Origin of the sequence: Streptomyces sp. NRRL B-1347 (assembly GCF_000720325.1) — a bacterium.
Taxonomy (GTDB): domain Bacteria; phylum Actinomycetota; class Actinomycetes; order Streptomycetales; family Streptomycetaceae; genus Streptomyces.
On sequence record NZ_JOJM01000057.1, the window covers coordinates 36637 to 53683 of the forward strand.

Consider the following 17047-nt stretch of genomic DNA (forward strand, 5'->3'; position numbering starts at 1 on the left):
ACGCCCGCTCTAAGAGGGTTTTAAGAGCTGCGTTTGGCACCTTTGGTGCATGAACGAGATGAGGCACAAGGGGCACACGGGGCCCGTGGCGCCCGCGCGCCCCGCGCCCAAGGTGCTCGTCGTCGACGACGACCCCGAGGTGCGGGCCGCCGTGGAGGACGCGCTCACCGTCGAGGGCTATCTGGTCCGGGGGGCCGCGGACGGCCAGCAGGCGCTGACCGCCGTGGCCCGGTGGGAGCCGGGCCTGGTGGTGCTCGACGTGATGATGCCCGTCATGGACGGGCTCGCCGTCTGCCGTCAGCTGCGGGCGGCGGGCGACCGCACCCCGGTGCTCGTGCTCACCGCCCTTGACGCCGTGAGCGACCGGGTCGACGGGCTCGACGCGGGCGCCGACGACTACCTGGTCAAGCCGTTCGCCCTGGACGAGCTCGCGGCCCGGGTGCGCGCGCTGCTGCGCCGCGCGGGGCCGGACGCGGGCGAGCCGGGCGGCGAGGGCGACGAGCTGACGTACGGGGACCTGGCCCTGGACCCGCGCACCCGCACCGGCCTGCGCGGCGGGCGCCGCATCGAGTTCAGCCGCACGGAGGCCACGCTGCTCGAACTCCTGCTGCGCAACGCGGGTCAGGTCCTGCCGCGCGAGCTGATCCACGAGGCGGTGTGGGGGCGCGACTTCGGCCCCGACTCCAACTCCCTGGCGGTGTACGTCGGTTATCTGCGCCGCAAGCTGGAGTGCGGCGGCGAGACCCGGCTCGTGCACACCGTGCACGGCGTCGGCTACCGGCTCGGCTCGCCGTGAGCGCCGCCCGCGCGCGCCGCGCCCTTGGGGCCCGCTGGCGGCGGCGCCGTCCGCTGCGCACCCGGCTCGCGGTGGCGGCGTCCGCTGCGGTGGCGCTGGTCGCGATCTGTGTGTGCACCGCGTCGTTCTTCGTGCTCCGCTACAAGCTGTACCAGCAGCTCGACCAGAACCTGGCCCAGTCCGCGACCCTGGCCGCGCAGCAGCACCGCTCCGAGGAGCGGGACTACGGCGTCCTCGCGGGCGAGTGCCGCTACCTGGGCGCCCCGGCCTGCGCGCAGGTCGTCCCCGCGGCCCCGGCCGACGACCCCGGGAAGCCGTACCTGCTGCCCGTGAACCGCTCCACGCGCCAGGTCGCGGCGGGCGAACTGGCCGCGTACTACTCGAACTTCACGCTCCCCAACGGCAAGCCGGGGCGCATGCTCACCACCAGCTACGGCAAGGGCGCGGCCGTCCAGGTCGCCCTGCGCGCCGACATCGCCGAGCGCGGGGTGCGGCAGACCGCCGCGATCCTGTCGGTGGTGGGCGGCGCGGGCGTCCTGCTGTCGGCGCTCGGCGGCTACTGGGTCTCGCGGACCGGCCTCGCGCCCGTCGCCCGGCTGACCGCGACCGCCGAGCGCATCGCGGCGACCCGGGACGCCCGGCACCGCATCGAGCTGCCGCCCGGGCCGCCGGGGCGCGAGGACGAGGTGACGCGCCTGGCCGCCACGTTCAACACGATGCTCGCCGAGCTCGAGGAGTCCGTCGCGGCCCGCCGCCGCCTCGTCGCCGACGCCTCGCACGAGCTGCGCACGCCGCTCACCGCGCTGCGCACCAACGCCGAACTGCTCGCCCGGGCCGACCTGTTGAACGAGGCCCAGCGGGACCGGGCGTCGGGCGCCCTTGCCCGGCAGCTGCGCGAGGTGACCGGGCTCGTCAACGACCTCATCGAGCTGGCCAGGGACGAGGAGCCGCGGCCGCTCCTGGAGGACGTGGCGCCCGCGCCGCTCGTCGCGCACGTGGTGGAGGCCGCGCGGGAGCACTGGCCGGGGGTCGTCTTCACCCTCGACGTCGCGCCCGACGCGGCGGGCCGCACGCTGCCGGGCGTGCCCGCGCGGCTCGCCCGGCTCGTCACCAACCTGCTGGACAACGCGGCCAAGTTCAGCCCTCCCGGCGGGCTCGTGGAGGTCTCGCTCTCGGGCCGTGAACTGACCGTACGGGACCACGGGCCCGGCATCGCGGAGGAGGACCTCCCCCACGTCTTCGACCGCTTCTACCGCGCCGAGAAGGCCCGCGCCCTGCCCGGCTCGGGCCTCGGCCTGGCCATGGCCCGCCAGATCGCCCACGCCCACGGAGCCGAACTCCACGCGGAGGCGGCCCCGGGCGGCGGCGCCCGCTTCCGCCTGACGTGGCCGTAGCCCATCACACGCCGGAGGGGCTGGAGCTCTCAGCCCCTCCGGCGTTTGAGGAGCGGGGGTCTGGGGGCGGAGCCCCCAGGATCGGGAAGGGGTGGGATCGGGGGCTCCCAGCCGGGTCAGAAGCCCGCGGGCTCCGTGTACACCCCCCACTCGTCCCGAAGGACCCCGCAGATCTCCCCGAGCGTCGCCTCCGCCCGCACCGCGTCGAGCATGGGCCCGATCATGTTCGACCCGTCCCGCGCGGCAGCGAGCATCGCGTCCAGGGAGGCCCGCACCTTCGCGTCGTCCCGCAGCCCCTTGCGGTCCGCGAGGACGCGCACCTGCTCCCGCTCCACCTCATGGCTGACCCGCAGGATCTCCAGGTCACCGGTCACGGACCCGTGGTGGACGTTGACGCCGACGACCCGCTTGTCGCCCTTCTCCAGGGACTGCTGGTAGCGGAAGGCGGACTCGGCGATCTCGCCGGTGAACCAGCCGTCCTCGATGCCGCGCAGGATGCCGGAGGTGATGGGCCCGATGGGGTGCTGCCCGTCCGGGTGGGCGCGCAGGCCGCGCTCCTTGATCTGCTCGAAGATCTTCTCGGCGTCGGCCTCGATGCGGTCGGTGAGCTGCTCGACGTACCAGGAGCCGCCGAGCGGGTCCGCGACGTTGGCGACGCCGGTCTCCTCCATCAGGACCTGCTGCGTGCGCAGGGCGATCTCCGCGGCCTGCTCGCTGGGCAGCGCGAGGGTCTCGTCGAGGGCGTTGGTGTGCAGGGAGTTGGTGCCGCCGAGCACCGCGGCGAGGGCCTCCACCGCCGTGCGCACCACGTTGTTGTACGGCTGCTGGGCCGTCAGGGAGACGCCCGCCGTCTGGGTGTGGAAGCGCAGCCACTGGGCCTTGTCGGTCTTCGCCCCGTACACCTCCTTCATCCAGCGGGCCCAGATCCGGCGCGCGGCGCGGAACTTGGCGATCTCCTCGAAGAAGTCGACGTGGGCGTCGAAGAAGAAGGAGAGTCCCGGAGCGAAGACGTCCACGTCCAGGCCTCGGCTCAGCCCCAGCTCCACGTACCCGAAGCCGTCGGCCAGGGTGTACGCCAGCTCCTGCGCGGCCGTCGCGCCCGCCTCGCGGATGTGGTAGCCGGAGACGGAGAGCGGCTTGTACGCGGGGATCTCGCGGGCGCAGTGCTCCATGAGGTCGCCGATGAGGCGCAGATGGGGCTCGGGTTCGAAGAGCCACTCCTTCTGCGCGATGTACTCCTTGAAGATGTCGGTCTGGAGCGTGCCGTTCAGCACGCGCGGGTCGACGCCCTGGCGCTCGGCGGCGACCAGGTACATGCAGAAGGCGGGGACGGCGGGGCCGGAGATCGTCATGGAGGTCGTGACGTCGCCGAGCGGGATGTCCTTGAACAGGACCTCCATGTCGGCCGCCGAGTCGATGGCCACGCCGCAGTGGCCGACCTCGCCGAGGGAGCGCGGGTCGTCGGAGTCGCGGCCCATGAGCGTCGGCATGTCGAAGGCGACGGAGAGGCCGCCGCCGCCGGCGGCGAGGATCATCTTGTAGCGCTCGTTCGTCTGCTCGGCGTTGCCGAAGCCGGCGAACTGGCGGATCGTCCAGGTGCGCCCCCGGTACCCCGTGGGGTACAGGCCGCGCGTGAACGGATATTCGCCCGGCCATCCGATCCGGTCGAAGCCCTCGTAGGTGTCCCCGGGCCGGGGCCCGTAGGCAGGCTCGACCGGGTCGCCGGAGAGCGTCGTGAAATCGGCGTCGCGCTTCTTCGCGGCGTCGTACCGGGCCTGCCAGCGACGGCGGCCCTCCTCGATGGCGTGAGCGTCCATGCCTCCAATTTACTTGGACGTCCTAGTAAATGTCGATGGCTGACCGCCACGGGACGGACCGTGGCGGTGCGGTTACGCCTTGGCGATGACGGGCGAGGCGTCGCTGAGCAGCGGTTCCACCTCGCGCACGACCTTGCGCTCGACGAAGAACGCCGCCGTCGGGATGGTGCCGGACACCAGGATCCAGAGCAGCTTGCCGAACGGCCACTTCGCCTTGGAGCCCAGATCGAAGGCGAAGATCAGGTAGATGATGTAGAGGACGCCGTGCACCTGCGAGACGACGAGCGTCAGGCCCTCACCCGTGTCGAAGCCGTACTTGGCCACCATGCAGGCGCAGAGGACGAGGAGCATGACGGCGGTGACGTAGGCCATCACCCGGTAGCGGGTCAGCACGCTTCGTTTCATGCGTATGAGCGTAACCGTCCGGTTTACGCGATCTTCGAGCGCCCTACGAGGTGGCGCGGGCGCCGTTCACTCGTCCTCGAAGTCCTGCGCGGCCACCCGCAGGGGCCGCAGCATGGCGAAGATCTCGCCGCACTCCTCGGCGTCGTACACGCCGAGGCCGAAGTCCATGGCCATCAGCTCGCGGGTGGCCTCGTCGACGACCTCGCGGCCCTTGTCGGTGATGGAGGCGAGGGTGCCGCGGCCGTCCTTCGGGTTCGGGCGCTTGTCGACAAGGCCGGAGCGGACAAGCCGGTCGACGGTGTTGGTGACGGAGGTGGGGTGCACCATGAGGCGCTCGCCGATCTTCGACATCGGCAGCTCGCCCGCCTTGGAGAAGGAGAGCAGCACCAGGGCCTCGTAGCGCGCGAAGGTCAGTCCGTACGGCTTGACGACCGCGTCGACCTCGGCCAGCAGGATCTGCTGGGCGCGCATGATGGAGGTGATGGCACCCATGGCGGGCACGGACCCCCAGCGCTGCTTCCAGAGTTCGTCGGCGCGGGCGATGGGATCGAAGGGGAGACTGAGCGGCTTCGGCACAGCGTCGACCTTAGCCGCCGGGCCGAAGGCGGTCAGCCCCAGTCTCATGTTTCGGAAGCCCGTTCGCTTTCCGGGGCGCGTTCGCCGGTCAGAGGGCGCGCGGGGCGCGGTGGCGTACGCGGCGCGGTGGCGCGCACCTCCAGGGCCAGGGCCGTGCAGCAGGCCGTGCCGAGCACCGCGACGGCCGCGACCACCGTGCTCACCGCGTAGAACTCGGCGGCCAGGCCCGCGAGCGCCATGCCGACGCCCTGGAGCGTCATCAGACCGGCCGTGTGCACGGTCATGGCGCGGCCGCGGAGGTCCGGCGGCACCGCGTCCACGAACCAGCGGTCGAGCCCGAGCGTGTACGCCGCCCCCGCCCCGGCGAGCACGAGCACCGGCACCGCGAGGACGAGCCCGGGCGCGGCCCCGTACGCGAGCAGCGGCAGGAGCGTGGTGGCCGCGAGCGGCAGCGCGATCCGCGCCCGGGCCCGGGCCGAGAGCGCGGCCCCCGCGTACAGCTCCCCCGCGATGGTGCCGATCGGCATCGCGCACATCAGCAGGCCGACCCCGGCGGAGCCGACCCCGATCTGCTCGGCGTACGGGGCGGCGAGCGCCTCCGGGGCGACGGCGAACATCGGCGGCGCCCACAGCAGCAGCAACAGCGCGCGCAGCCTGCGGTCGCCGAGGACCTGGCGGGCCCCGGCGAGCGAGTACTGCACGAGGGTCCCCTCACCGCCGTGCGCGGGGCCGGAGCGCGCGGGGCGCCGCCGCGTCCCGCAGCGCAGCAGGAGCGCGGAGGCCAGGAACGTGCCGACGGTGATCACCAGCGCCCCGCGCGGCGACACGAAGGTGAGCAGGACGCCGCCGAGCCCGAAGCCGACGAGGACGGCGCTCTGCGACACCATCCGCAGCAGCGAGCGCCCCAGCACGAACACGTCGCCGTCGCCCAGGATGTCGGTCAGCGTCGCCATCCGCGTGCCGTTGAAGACGGGCGCGACGGCGGCGATCGCGCAGCGCAGGGCGAGCAGGGCGGCGACGGGCGTCGCGGGCAGCGCCATCAGGACGGCGCATCCGGCGCACAGCAGGTCGCAGCCGACCAGGACGCGCCGGGGCGGATGCCGGTCGGCGATCCCGGCGAACAGCGCGCCGCCGACCAGGTACGGCAGCATGCCGAGCGCGAAGGCGAGGGCGCTGAGCAGCGGCGATCCGGTGAGCTCGTAGACGAGGACGGTCAGCGCGATCTCGCTGACGACGACACCGAGCAGGGACAGGGCGTGGGCGGCGAAGACGGCCCGGAACTCGCGGACGGCGAAGACGCGCCGGTAGCCGCCCGCGTCGGCGGGCGGAAGTGCTTCCTGGGACATGCGCTCACCCTGGCCGCGCCCGGCGACGGACCCTAAAGTTTCGGCCTGGGCCGAATCCTGGCCCGTGGGAGGAGGCCGGATGCCCATTCAGCTGCACTTCGGCGAGGCCGACCCGCTGCGCTGCCGCTTCGCCGTGTCGCCGCTGTGGGAGACCCAGGAGGCCGTGCGCACGCTCAAGCGGCCCCAGCGGCACGGCTACCACCCGCGCTGGCTGCGGGAGTCCCGCGCGGCGGCCGAGCGGCTCGACCTGGCGGCCGTCTGGCTCCTGATGCCTCCGCGCGGGCACAGCCCGGACTTCCTGGGGCCGCCGCCGATCGGCCCCGCGGCGGCGTTCGACGAGGAGATCGCGGCGGTGCGGACGGCGGACCCCGAGGCCGCGCGCGCGGACATGGCCCGGGCGCTCGCGGACACGCCGGGCGCCGCCGAGAGCCCGCTCGGCCGCCGTCTGCTCGCCGAACCGGCGCGCGCGGTACGGGAGTTGGCGGACGCCCTGGAAGCGGCCTGGCACGCCCTGGTCGAGCCGCACTGGCCGCGCCTTCGCGCGCTCCTGGAGGCCGACGTGACGTACCACTCGCGGCGGCTCGCCGAGGTCGGCCTCGAAGCGCTCCTGCCGGAGCTCGACCGGCGGCTCGCCTGGGACGCGGGCACGCTGACGGCCCAGTGGCGGGGCCGCCACGCGCGGCACCTGGACGGCCGCGGCCTGGTGCTCATGCCGAGCGTCTTCAGCTGGCCGGACGTGATCAGCGGCTACGACCCTCCGTGGCAGCCGACCCTGGTCTACCCGGCGCGCGGGATCGCCGGACTGTGGACGGCCCCCGCCGACCGCACCCCCGAGCCGCTCGTCCGGCTCATCGGCCGCAACCGCGCCGCCGTCCTCACCGCGCTCGCCGAGCCCGCCACCACCTCCGCGCTCGCCCACCGGCTCGGCCTCGCCCCGTCGTCGGTGTCCGCCCACCTGTCCGCGCTGCGCGGGGCGGGCCTGCTCCTGTCGCGCCGGTACGGCCATCAGGTCCTGTACGAGCGGACGCCGCTCGGCATCGCGCTCGCGACGGGCGGCTGAGGCGGCGCGCGCACGCGGCCGGCCTCCGGCGTGGCGCGTGTCCGACGGGCGGCTGACGCCCGGGCCGTCGGCGGTGTCGCACCAGCGACCGATTAATCCCCTATGCCACGATTGCCGCGCGCCCACCCGTACGTCACGTCACCGTCGCCCTAGGGGGCTGGATGCACCGGCTGCTCCGTACGTTCACGGCACTCACCGCCGTCGCCGCCCTCGGGCTCACGGCCGGGTGCTCGTCCGGGCCGGGCTCCGGCGACTCCGGCGGATCCGGCACGAAGAAGCGGGAAGCCGCCCCCTCGACGGGCACCAAGGCGGCGCCCCACTCCTTCTGGGTCGACCCGCAGAGCGCGGCGGCCCGGCAGGTGCGCCAGTGGGAGGAGGAGGGCCGCACCCAGGACGCCGAGGCGCTCAAGCGGATCGCCGAGCAGCCGATGGCTCAGTGGCCCGCGGGCGACGACCCCGCCCCCGACATCCGCGAGGCCACCGCGGGCGCCGCCCGGGAGGGGCGCACGGCCGTCCTCGTGGCGTACAACATCCCGCACCGCGACTGCGGGCAGCACTCCGCGGGCGGCGCGCCCGACGCCGGGTACTACCGGCAGTGGCTCGGCTCCTTCGCCGCCGCCATCGGGGACAGCCCCGCCCTGGTGATCCTGGAGCCCGACGCGATCCCGCACATCGTGGACGGCTGCACGCCCGGCCAGTACCACGAGGAGCGCTATCAGCTGCTGTCCGAGGCGATCCAGCGGCTCAAGCGGCAGCCGCGGGTCAAGGTCTACCTGGACGCGGGCAACCCCGGCTGGATCGCCGACGCCCGCAAGCTGGCGCAGCCGCTGCGGCGGGCGAGCGTCGACGCGGCCGACGGCTTCTCACTCAACGTCTCCAACTTCCAGAGCGACGGGGCCACCACGGCGTACGGCCGCACGCTGTCCGCGGCCATCGGCGGCAAGCACTTCGTCATGGACACCAGCCGCAACGGCCGGGGCCCGCTCGCGGGCGACCGCCAGGACGCCTGGTGCAACCCGCCGGGCCGGGGCCTCGGCACCCCGCCCACCGACAGGACCGGCGACCCGCTGCTCGACGCCTATCTGTGGATCAAGCGGCCCGGCGACTCCGACGGCCCGTGCCGGGGCGGCCCCGCGGCCGGCCAGTGGTGGCCGGACTACGCGCTGGGGCTCGTCCGCAACGCCAAGGCGTGAACCACCGCCGTACGCGCGCTACTTGACGTGCACCCACTTGGCCTCGGACGAGGCCCCGTCCGCGTCCGTCACGAACAGCATGTACCAGCCGGGCGGCACCAGCGCCGTGTCGCCGCGCGGCACCTCGACGGTCACCGCGCCCTGGCCCTTCGTCAGGGCGAGGGCGATGGAGCGCTGCTCCACGTCCGTGGTGTGCGTGACCGCGCTCGGTCGCATCAGCCGGGCCGAGACGAGCTTCTCGGGGTGCGCGGTGCGGAACGTCGCGCGGCCGTCGGCCGGCAGGACCTGCGGGCCCGCACCGAGGGCGGGGCGGTCCTTGCCCGCCTTGTGCAGGGTGGGCGGGGTGAAGATCTCCATGCGCTGCTCGAAGTGGCCGAGCTTGGTGTTCTGCTCGTTGTCGAAGAGCGGGTCGGAGCCGAAGGTCGCCACGCGCCCGTCGGGGAGCAGCAGCGCCTCGGAGTGGTAGTTGCGGCCCACCGTGGGCTCGGCCGCGGTGCGGAAGGCGCCGCGCCCGGCGTTGGCCTTGGGGTCGTAGAACTGCGCTTTGAGGATGTTGCTGCCGCTGCGGCCGCGGTAGTCGGACGAGCCGTTGGTGGTGAACACGGAGTCGTCCGGCATGATCACGCTGTTCAGATAGCGGGTGCCCTGCGGCAGCCGCGGCCCGGACCTGAAGGAGGGGTTGGCCTCCTTCAGGTCGATCACGGCCGTGCGGCGCGTGGCCTTGTCCGACTCGCCGACGCCGCCCCCGCCGAGGATCATCACCTTCTGGTCCTGGGCGGGCGGCAGGAGCACGGACGCCGACGTCTCGGTCTGGTCGAGGTCCTCAAGCCCCGGCACCTTGGTGAACTTGTTGGTCTCCAGGTCCCACAGGCCCGGCTTGCGCCCCTTGTCTGCGGGCCCGTACCCGGCGTTGGACGCCGGGTAGAAGAGCTTGCCGCCCTTGGTGAGGAACAGCGCCGGGTACGTCGGGAAGTAGCGCTTCGGCCCGTCGGTCCACTTCTTGGTCTTCGGGTCGTAGATCTCGTTGTCGCCGGGGTCGATGACGCCGACGTCGTCGAGCCCGGACACCGCGAGCACCCGGCCGTCGTCGAGCCCCACCAGCGTCGGGTACCAGCGCGCCTTCTCCATCGGCTCCACGGCCACGTACCGCTCGGCCACGGGGTCGAACTCGTACGCCGCCTTGATGCCCTGGAAGTCCTGCTTGTCCATGGTGAGCTTCTCGGCGATGCCGTACGTGTTGTCGGCCTCCTTGCCGGTGAGGCCCTCGATCTCGTACTGCGCGGACTTCTCGGTGATCGCCTGCCGCCCGTCCTGCACGGCCTCCACGAAGACCCGGGTCTCGCTCGCGGTGACCTTCGTCTTCCAGGGCTGCATCACCCCGGACTTGGAGTACGTGATCTGGAAGTCCCGCTTGGCCTTGGGGACTTCGACGTCGAACTTGCTGACGTACTCGACGCCCGAGGGCGAGCGGAACTTGGTGCCCTTCTTCAGGACGACGGGCTTGTCCGGGTTCTCGTTCTTCACGCGCATGCCGCCGCCCGCGCGCTCCACCTCGCCGTCGAGCAGCTCGTAGCGGGCGGTGCCGCCGGCGACGAGCAGGCGTCCGTCGGGCAGCTGGGCGTGCCCGGCGCAGAAGAAGTCCACGGGCGTCGGCACCTTCTTGAAGGTGTTCTTCTTCGGATCCCACAGGATCGTGTCGAAGGAACCGGCGTCGAATTTCTTCTGCTCGTTCCCGGAGCCCGCGACGATCAGCACCTTGCCGGTGTGCAGGAGCGCCGCGTGAATGGCGTTGGTACGGAACTCCTCGGGAATGCCGATCTGCTGCCACGACCCGTACTTCTTCTTGTACCCGGGCTGGGCGATCTTGTACGCGTGGTACTTCTCCTCGGCGAAGGAGACCGCGGCGGGGGCGTTGAGGCCGATGAGCAGCGCGCCGGCGCCGGTGCCGAACGCGATCTTCTTGGAGCGCTTGGAGAGCTTCGAGAACCGCAGGGCCATGGCGTCAGTTACCTCCAGTGGTCGTGCCGGTGGCGAACGCGGGCTCCGGCTCGCCGTCGGGGCCGCGCTCCGCGAGCCGCTGCCGCGCCGCCTTGCGGGCCCGGCGCTCCCTGACCGCGGTGACGCCCCACACCGTCACCGGCGCGAGCGAGATGACCATGGCGAGCACGGCCCAGGTGCGCATCGCCACGTGCGTGTGGCCGAGGACGAACGACGCGACGAGCGAACTGGCGAGCACCGCCGCCCAGAACAGATGGACGCGGAAGGTGAGGAGCCGGTCGGACGTGGCGCCGCAGCCCTTGGGCGTGACGACGAAGCGGCTGGGGCGGCGCAGCAGCGCGGCGCCGAGCGACTTGGCGTAGATGGGTGCGGAGAGGGCGGACATCGCCATGCCCGCGAGGCCGCCCGACCCCTCGGGTTCGTGCGGCGAGACGTTGTGCCGCCGGTTCCAGAGGTAGAGGCCGATCTGGAGGGCGGCGGCGTCGCTGTAGAGCATGAGCCACACGGAGGCGGCGACCTGTGTGCCGGAGGCCCCGAACCACAGGAACAGTACGCAACTGAGGATGCCCAGGAGCCAGTTGACGGCCGTCATCGGGTAGTAGACGAGCATCAGGGTGTACGAGAACAGGCGCCCGGGCGGCATCGTGAAGGGCGCCTTCCAGTACTGCTTGAACAGCGTCTCGTAGGTGCCGCGCGACCAGCGCAGCTGCTGGGTGAAGAAGTCCGTCCAGGAGGCCGGTCCCTCGCCGACGGCGAGCACGTCCGGGGTGTACACGGACCGCCAGTGCCGCCGGGTCGCGGGGTTGCGGTGCCGGTGCAGCTCGAAGCCGGTGGCCATGTCCTCGGTGATGGAGTCGTAGAGGCCGCCGACCTGCCGCAGGGCGGCGATCCGCACCACGTTGTTGGTGCCGACGAACATCGGCGCCCGGTAGCGGTTCCCGGCCCGCTGGATCAGCGCGTGGAACAGGAACTGCTGCGACTCGGCGGCCTTGGTGACGGGCGAGGTGTAGTTCCCGTACACCTGCGGGCCGACGACGAACGCGACGTCCGGGTCCCGGAAGAAGCCCATCATCCGCTCCAGGAAGTTCGGCAGCGGGACGTGGTCGGTGTCGACGGAGGCGAAGAAGTCGTAGTCGTCGCCGTGCATCGCGAGCCAGGCGTTGTAGTTCCCGTGCTTGGTGCGCGTCTTGTGCGGCCCCTTCTTGCGGTTCCACTCCGGCACGCCGCTGCGGGTGAAGTGCCGCACGCCGAGCTCGGCGCACAGGGCCTTCGCCCCGTCGTCGTCGCCCTCGTCGAGCAGCCACACGTCGAGCGGCCCCGCGTGGTGTATCCGCACGGCGCCTTCGAGCGTGGCGCGGACCATGGGGAGCGGCTCCTTGCCCGGTACGTACGTCGTCAGGAACGCGACGCGGGTGCCCGGCTCGGGCACGACGGGCACAGGGTCGCGGGCCACCATCGTGGCGTGCGCGATCGACACGACGTTGACCAGCATGAACAGCTCGATGAGCCCGATCGCGACGAGCATCGTCACATCCAGGCCGACCAGCCAGCGGTCGCCGCCCTCGCGCTCGGTCCAGTGCGTGGGCCAGACGAGGTACACCAGCAGGGCGCCGGTGAGCAGCGGGGCGAGCGTCATCAGCAGGACGGCGCGTATTCGGCGGGGCTCATGGGCGAGGAGCGACCTGTACTGGACCCGGTAGCCGTCGCGGCCCTCCTCGGGCTGCGTGAGCGGACCGGCCAGCCGGCTGTGGGTGTCGTAGTCGTAGCCCTCCGGCCGCACAGCGCCCTCCTCTGGTCATCAAATGAGCCGATAACCAAACAAAAAGGGACTTTCGACGGCGTGTCGAACGGGGCGGGGCTGGCCGGGTGGTGTTTCCTGCTCCTCGCCCTTCCCCGCTGCGGGCCATCGCCCCCGCCGCCGCTGTGGGCAATCGTCCCGCAGGGCGAGTGGGGCATCCCCTGCTCGAGCGGAGCCGAGAGCTTGGGGAGGGGTGGGCACAGCGCCGAGGTGCCGCGCAACCGTTGCGCCAGGGCCTCACCCGGGCACCCCCGGATCAGCGCGCAGCGCGCCGCAACCGATGGCGGACCGCCCGCTGGGCCACCGGCCCCAGGTCGTCCAGGGCGGCAACCAGGGCCCCCAGGTCCTCCAGGGCATCAAGGGCCCGCCCGGCCCCCTCCGCGTCCACCCCTTCGTACAGCTCGATCCCCACGAACGACGCCGCCACCGCCCGCGCGAGCCCCACCGCGTCCACGAACCCCCCGAGCGGCGACGCCCCCAGGACCCGTACGAGGACCTTCTCGACCTCCTCGACCCACAGCGAGAGCCCCGCCGCCGTGGCCGCCGCGAGCCGCGGCTGGGTCTGCGCCCCGGCGAGCAGCTGCCCGAGCACGGCCACCGAACCCGCCGCCCGCTCCTCCTCGTGCATCCGCCGCCCGAACTCCAGGAGCTCGCCGAGCGTGGAGATCCCGGCGAGGGCGTCCCGGTAGCGGGCGACCCGCTGCTCCGTGCCGTACCGGCAGGCCTCCGAGAGCAGCTCGTCGACCGACCCGAAGTGGTAGAAGACGAGCGCCTGGTTCACCCCGGCGGCGGCCGCCACGCTGCGCGCGGACGTCTTGGCGATGCCCTGCTCGGTGAGCGTGCGCAGCGCCCCCTCCAGGAGCTTCTCGCGGGTCTCCGCGCTCACGCGCGCACCTCCTCGCGCACGGGCCTGAGCCCCGGCCGCACGCCGCACTCCCGCACGTCCCGGTACGCCGCCCGGAACGTCCCCTCGTACCCGAACAGCGGCCCGACGTGGCGGTTGGTGACCCGGACCCGGATGCGGAAGCACCCGGCCGCGTCGTCGTACGACTCGCGCACCTCGGCGTCGCCGCCGATGAGGTCCGGCACCCGCACGTCCACCGGGCCCTCCCGGAACCGGTGCTCTCCGGAGCGGATGACGAGCGAGCCGTCCGGCTCGGCCGCGAAGTGCAGGTCGCTGGCGAGGTGCTGGTGCGTGCCGAGGTAGTCGAGCACGCGGTCGCCCTCGGGGGCGAGGACCATCTGGGCGTCGAAGCGCCGGTCCCGGCCGGGGAAGTGGAAGGTGCGCACGAAGCTCACCGTCTCACGGCCGAAGGTGTCGGCGTACGGCACGTTCTCAATGGTGAACGGCACGTTCCTGCCGGTGCGCGGGACGAGGATGTGGCGCGTCGCGCCGACCGCGAGGAACGGCTTCACGAAGCCGCGGCCGTGCCAGATCCGCTCCATCACGCCGTAACCGACGCAGGCCTCGCCGCTGTCGAGCCCGACGGAGAAGCGCCGCTGGAGCCGCGGGTGGAGCCGTTCGAAGTCGGCGCCGAGGACGGTACGGAAGATCGAGGTCATGCGGGCTTCTCCTGGCGGTCGAGGGGCGCGGCGGCGGGCAGGTGATCGAGGACGCGCGGCGCCCGCGCACGCGTCGGCGGCCTGCGCAGACAGCGCCGCGCGGCGGGCGTGCCGGGCAGCGGCGGCACCAGGAGCGCCACGAGGGCGGCGCCGAGCGCGGCCACCGGCCCGCCGCACAGCCCCGCGACGGCCACGGCGAGGCCGCGCGCCCCGGCTTCGGCGGCCGCGCGCGCGAGGGCGCGCTCCGGGGTGGTGCCGCGCTCCAGCCAGAGCCGGAGCCGGTCGAACGACCACGCCGTCGCCCAGCCCATGAGCGGGCGGAACAGGAGCCGGTCGGCGAGCGCGCCGGGGCGGCCCCAGCGCGGCCGGTAGTCGTAGCCCGTGAGGAAGCGGACGCCGTCGCCGGTGGGCACGTAGCGCCAGTAGCCGCTGCCCTCGGCGAGCAGCGAGAGCGGATGCGGCGAGGCGAACCGGAGCGCCGAGGTCCGGCTCCCGTCGGGCCTGCGCCTCTCGCCCGCGCTGACGCCGGTCCCGGCGACGGTGAGGAAGGGCAGCACGCGCGTGGCGTACCGGAAGTGCTGGGGTTCGCCCTCCGCGGCGGGGAGGTAGTCGATCTCCGTGAACCGGAGGTCCCACCGCTGGTGCGCGGCGGGCTCCTGGGTGCGCGCCCACAGGTCGTCGATGTCGGCGCGGATCAGCGCTTCGATGTACAGGCTCACTGGAAACCCCCACGTCAGCACGGGTTGAGCGACTGTTTTGAGCAGTCGCTCAACTGAGGTGATCGAAACGTAGCAGGCATTTGAGCACTCGCTCAACTCCTTCGGAGTGACCCTGTGGACGGCGACGTGGAGGGCGAGGCGGACAGAGAGGCGGACGCGAGGTGGGCAGCGAAAAGCCCCCGCCGAGTGCTCGGCGGGGGCTTCGCGGAAGGGCGGTGTCAGCCCTGGGACAGGTGCCGCTCCACGGTGTCGACCTTGGAGGTCAGGCCGTCCGTCACCCCGGGGCGGACGTCGGCCTTGAGGACGAGGGAGACCCGGGGCGCCCGGGCCTCGACCGCGGCGACGGCGCGCTTGACCACGTCCATCACCTCGTCCCACTCACCTTCGATCGAGGTGAACATCGCGTCGGTGCGGTTCGGCAGGCCCGAATCGCGCACCACGCGGACGGCGTCGGCGACGTACTCCCCCACGTCCTCACCGACGCCGAGCGGCGTCACGGAGAAGGCGACGATCACGCGTTCACGACCCCCTCGCGGCGGGCGCGGGAGGCGATGACCGCGGCCTCGGCCTCGCGCTTGAGCTTGCGGTCGGCGAAGAAGCCGCCGGCCGGCAGGACGGAGAGGACGAAGTACAGGGCGGCCGTCTTCAGGCTCCACTTGGTGCGGTTCCAGGCGTCGGCCCAGAACAGCACGTAGAGCAGGAAGAGCACGCCGTGGATCATGCCCATCGCCGGTACGGCGTTGAACTCCGTGGTCCGCTTCAGCACCGAGCAGACGATCAGGAGCAGGAAGGACACGGCCTCCGGAATGGAGATCAGACGGAGGCGGCGGAGTGCGGAAGCGGTGTTGATGTCCACGAGTCACCTTCGGGGCGCGGGGGTCGGTGTCGATCTTGTGAACGGATGCACAAGCGCCCCCCATTGTGGCATCAGGGATCAACCGGGGTGCGTTCAGGGTCGGCCACCCTGTCGCCGCGCACCGCGCTGCGGATACCTTCGCTCTCGTGGCTACGTTCCGACTGCAAGGCAGCAGAGTGCTCGCCGTCGACATGACAGGCGACTCGGTCAAGGCGAAGAACGGTTCGATGGTCGCCTACGACGGCACGATGAACTTCAAGAAATTGACGGGGGGCGGCGAAGGCATCAGAGGCATGGTCACCCGCCGTCTGACCAACGAGCAGATGACGGTGATGGAGGTGAAGGGCCACGGCACGTGCTGGTTCGCCGACCGCGCCACGGAGATCAGCCTGGTCGGCCTCCAGAGCGAGAAGCTGTACGTGGAATCGAGCAATCTGCTGTGCACGGACGCGAGTCTGCGCACCGGCACCACGTTCACGGGCCTGCGCGGCGCCACCCAGGGCAACGGCGTGTTCACCACGACCGTGGAGGGCACCGGCCAGGCGGCGATCATCTCGGACGGCCCCGCGGTCGTCCTGCGCGTGACGAAGCAGTACCCCCTCCACGTGGACCCGGGCGCCTATGTGGCGCACCAGGGCAATCTCAAGCAGAGCTTCCAGTCCGGCGTCACCTTCCGCCACCTGTTCGGCGAGGGCGGCGGCGAGGCCTTCCAAATCCGCTTCGAGGGCGAGGGCCTGGTGTACGTCCAGCCCAGCGAGCGCGAAACGATCGCGGGAGACGTGTGACATGCCGTTCCGTGAAGTCACTCCGAAGATGGTCGAGGCGACGGTGCAGCCGGGCGCGAAGCTGTTCAGCCAGCGCGGCGCGATGCTCGCCTACAAGGGAGACGTCTCCTTCACCCCGAACATCACCGGCGGCCAGGGCGGCCTGATGTCCATGATCGGACGCCGCCTCGCCGACGAGGCCGTCCCGCTGATGACCGTCGAGGGCAGCGGCACGGTCATGTTCGGGCACGGCGGCCACCACATCCACGTCATCACCCTGACCGGCGACACGCTGTACGTGGAGGCGGACCGCCTGCTCGCCTTCGACGGCACCCTCCAGCAGGGCACCGTGTTCCTCGGCTCGCAGGGCGGCGTGATGGGCATGGTGCGCGGCCAGGTCTCGGGCCAGGGCCTGTTCACCACCTCCCTCAAGGGCCAGGGCGCGGTCGCCGTGATGGCCCACGGCGGCGTCGTCGAGCTGCCCATCACCCCCCAGCGCCCGGTCCACGTCGACCCGCAGTCCTATGTGGCACACCACGGTGACGTACGCAACAAGCTCTCCACGGCCCTCAGTTGGCGCGACATGGTGGGCCGCGGCTCCGGCGAGGCGTTCCAGCTGGAGCTCAGCGGGAACGGCGTGGTGTACGTCCAGGGATCGGAGGAGGTAACTGGTTAGGTCTGTGGGGCTGGTGGGTGTGCCGGGCTGCAGGTTGGCGGTTGCCGGTGTCCCGGCGTTGAGAGGGCTCCTGGTTTGATCTTGGT

Annotated in this window: 17 protein-coding genes; 6 read left to right on the top strand and 11 right to left on the bottom strand. The window is 72.3% G+C overall.

Annotated elements, in window-relative coordinates; translation table 11 throughout:
* Positions 1-58: 58 nt before the first annotated feature.
* Together IG74_RS0133920 and IG74_RS0133925 are read left to right on the top strand one after the other, a co-directional pair.
* The gene (locus tag IG74_RS0133920; protein WP_051855927.1) at positions 59-796 is read left to right on the top strand and encodes a response regulator transcription factor; all 738 of its coding nucleotides are present in this window, start codon (positions 59-61) and stop codon (positions 794-796) included.
* Positions 793-2190 carry a sensor histidine kinase gene (locus tag IG74_RS0133925; protein ID WP_030685066.1) on the top strand — a complete coding sequence of 466 codons (1398 nt, stop codon included), beginning with the start codon at positions 793-795 and terminating at the stop codon, positions 2188-2190. The genes IG74_RS0133920 and IG74_RS0133925 overlap by 4 nt, the downstream gene beginning before the upstream one ends.
* Before the next feature lie 116 nt (positions 2191-2306).
* On the opposite strand, the gene IG74_RS0133930 is transcribed toward IG74_RS0133925, so the two are convergent.
* The 4 genes from IG74_RS0133930 to IG74_RS0133945 all read right to left on the bottom strand — a co-directional run bounded on the left by IG74_RS0133930 (position 2307) and on the right by IG74_RS0133945 (position 6334).
* Entirely contained in the window at positions 2307-4007 is a 1701-nt protein-coding gene (locus tag IG74_RS0133930) for an acyl-CoA mutase large subunit family protein (RefSeq protein WP_030685069.1), read from the bottom strand.
* Between the two features lie 72 nt (positions 4008-4079).
* Positions 4080-4412, bottom strand: a complete 333-nt coding sequence (locus tag IG74_RS0133935) for a DUF3817 domain-containing protein (protein WP_030685072.1) — start codon at positions 4410-4412, stop codon at positions 4080-4082.
* A gap of 66 nt (positions 4413-4478) precedes the next feature.
* The gene (locus tag IG74_RS0133940; protein WP_030685074.1) at positions 4479-4988 is read right to left on the bottom strand and encodes a MarR family winged helix-turn-helix transcriptional regulator; all 510 of its coding nucleotides are present in this window, start codon (positions 4986-4988) and stop codon (positions 4479-4481) included.
* Positions 4989-5032: 44 nt separating this feature from the next.
* Complete coding sequence (locus IG74_RS0133945) at positions 5033-6334, bottom strand: MFS transporter (protein WP_051855929.1); 1302 nt, start codon at positions 6332-6334, stop codon at positions 5033-5035.
* Between the two features lie 79 nt (positions 6335-6413).
* Between IG74_RS0133945 and IG74_RS0133950 the strand changes: the two genes are divergently transcribed.
* Entirely contained in the window at positions 6414-7394 is a 981-nt protein-coding gene (locus IG74_RS0133950; protein WP_030685080.1) for an ArsR/SmtB family transcription factor, read from the top strand.
* 161 nt (positions 7395-7555) lie between these two features.
* Positions 7556-8587 (top strand): glycoside hydrolase family 6 protein, encoded by a 1032-nt coding sequence (locus IG74_RS0133955; RefSeq protein ID WP_030685083.1) that lies wholly within the window; start codon positions 7556-7558, stop codon positions 8585-8587.
* A gap of 18 nt (positions 8588-8605) precedes the next feature.
* On the opposite strand, the gene IG74_RS0133960 is transcribed toward IG74_RS0133955, so the two are convergent.
* The 7 genes from IG74_RS0133960 to IG74_RS0133990 all read right to left on the bottom strand — a co-directional run bounded on the left by IG74_RS0133960 (position 8606) and on the right by IG74_RS0133990 (position 15521).
* The gene (locus IG74_RS0133960; RefSeq protein WP_030685085.1) at positions 8606-10585 is read right to left on the bottom strand and encodes a kelch motif-containing protein; all 1980 of its coding nucleotides are present in this window, start codon (positions 10583-10585) and stop codon (positions 8606-8608) included.
* Positions 10586-10589: 4 nt separating this feature from the next.
* Positions 10590-12365: a glycosyltransferase family 2 protein gene (locus tag IG74_RS0133965; protein WP_030685088.1), complete on the bottom strand. Its 1776-nt coding sequence runs from the start codon at positions 12363-12365 to the stop codon at positions 10590-10592.
* Between the two features lie 274 nt (positions 12366-12639).
* Entirely contained in the window at positions 12640-13269 is a 630-nt protein-coding gene (locus IG74_RS0133970; protein WP_030685090.1) for a TetR/AcrR family transcriptional regulator, read from the bottom strand.
* Positions 13266-13946 carry a DUF4166 domain-containing protein gene (locus tag IG74_RS0133975; protein ID WP_030685092.1) on the bottom strand — a complete coding sequence of 227 codons (681 nt, stop codon included), beginning with the start codon at positions 13944-13946 and terminating at the stop codon, positions 13266-13268. The genes IG74_RS0133970 and IG74_RS0133975 overlap by 4 nt, the downstream gene beginning before the upstream one ends.
* Positions 13943-14665, bottom strand: a complete 723-nt coding sequence (locus IG74_RS0133980; protein WP_030685095.1) for a hypothetical protein — start codon at positions 14663-14665, stop codon at positions 13943-13945. Before IG74_RS0133980 ends, IG74_RS0133975 begins: the two co-directional genes overlap by 4 nt.
* A 218-nt stretch (positions 14666-14883) precedes the next feature.
* Positions 14884-15180, bottom strand: coding sequence for an MTH1187 family thiamine-binding protein (locus IG74_RS0133985; protein WP_030685097.1), 297 nt, complete (start codon positions 15178-15180; stop codon positions 14884-14886).
* Positions 15177-15521 (bottom strand): DUF3817 domain-containing protein, encoded by a 345-nt coding sequence (locus tag IG74_RS0133990; RefSeq protein ID WP_030685099.1) that lies wholly within the window; start codon positions 15519-15521, stop codon positions 15177-15179. Before IG74_RS0133990 ends, IG74_RS0133985 begins: the two co-directional genes overlap by 4 nt.
* A gap of 146 nt (positions 15522-15667) precedes the next feature.
* Between IG74_RS0133990 and IG74_RS0133995 the strand changes: the two genes are divergently transcribed.
* Both IG74_RS0133995 and IG74_RS0134000 read left to right on the top strand, forming a co-directional pair.
* Positions 15668-16306 (top strand): AIM24 family protein, encoded by a 639-nt coding sequence (locus tag IG74_RS0133995; RefSeq protein ID WP_078869264.1) that lies wholly within the window; start codon positions 15668-15670, stop codon positions 16304-16306.
* A gap of 1 nt (position 16307) precedes the next feature.
* Complete coding sequence (locus IG74_RS0134000) at positions 16308-16961, top strand: AIM24 family protein (protein WP_030685104.1); 654 nt, start codon at positions 16308-16310, stop codon at positions 16959-16961.
* The last annotated feature ends 86 nt before the right edge of the window (positions 16962-17047 follow it).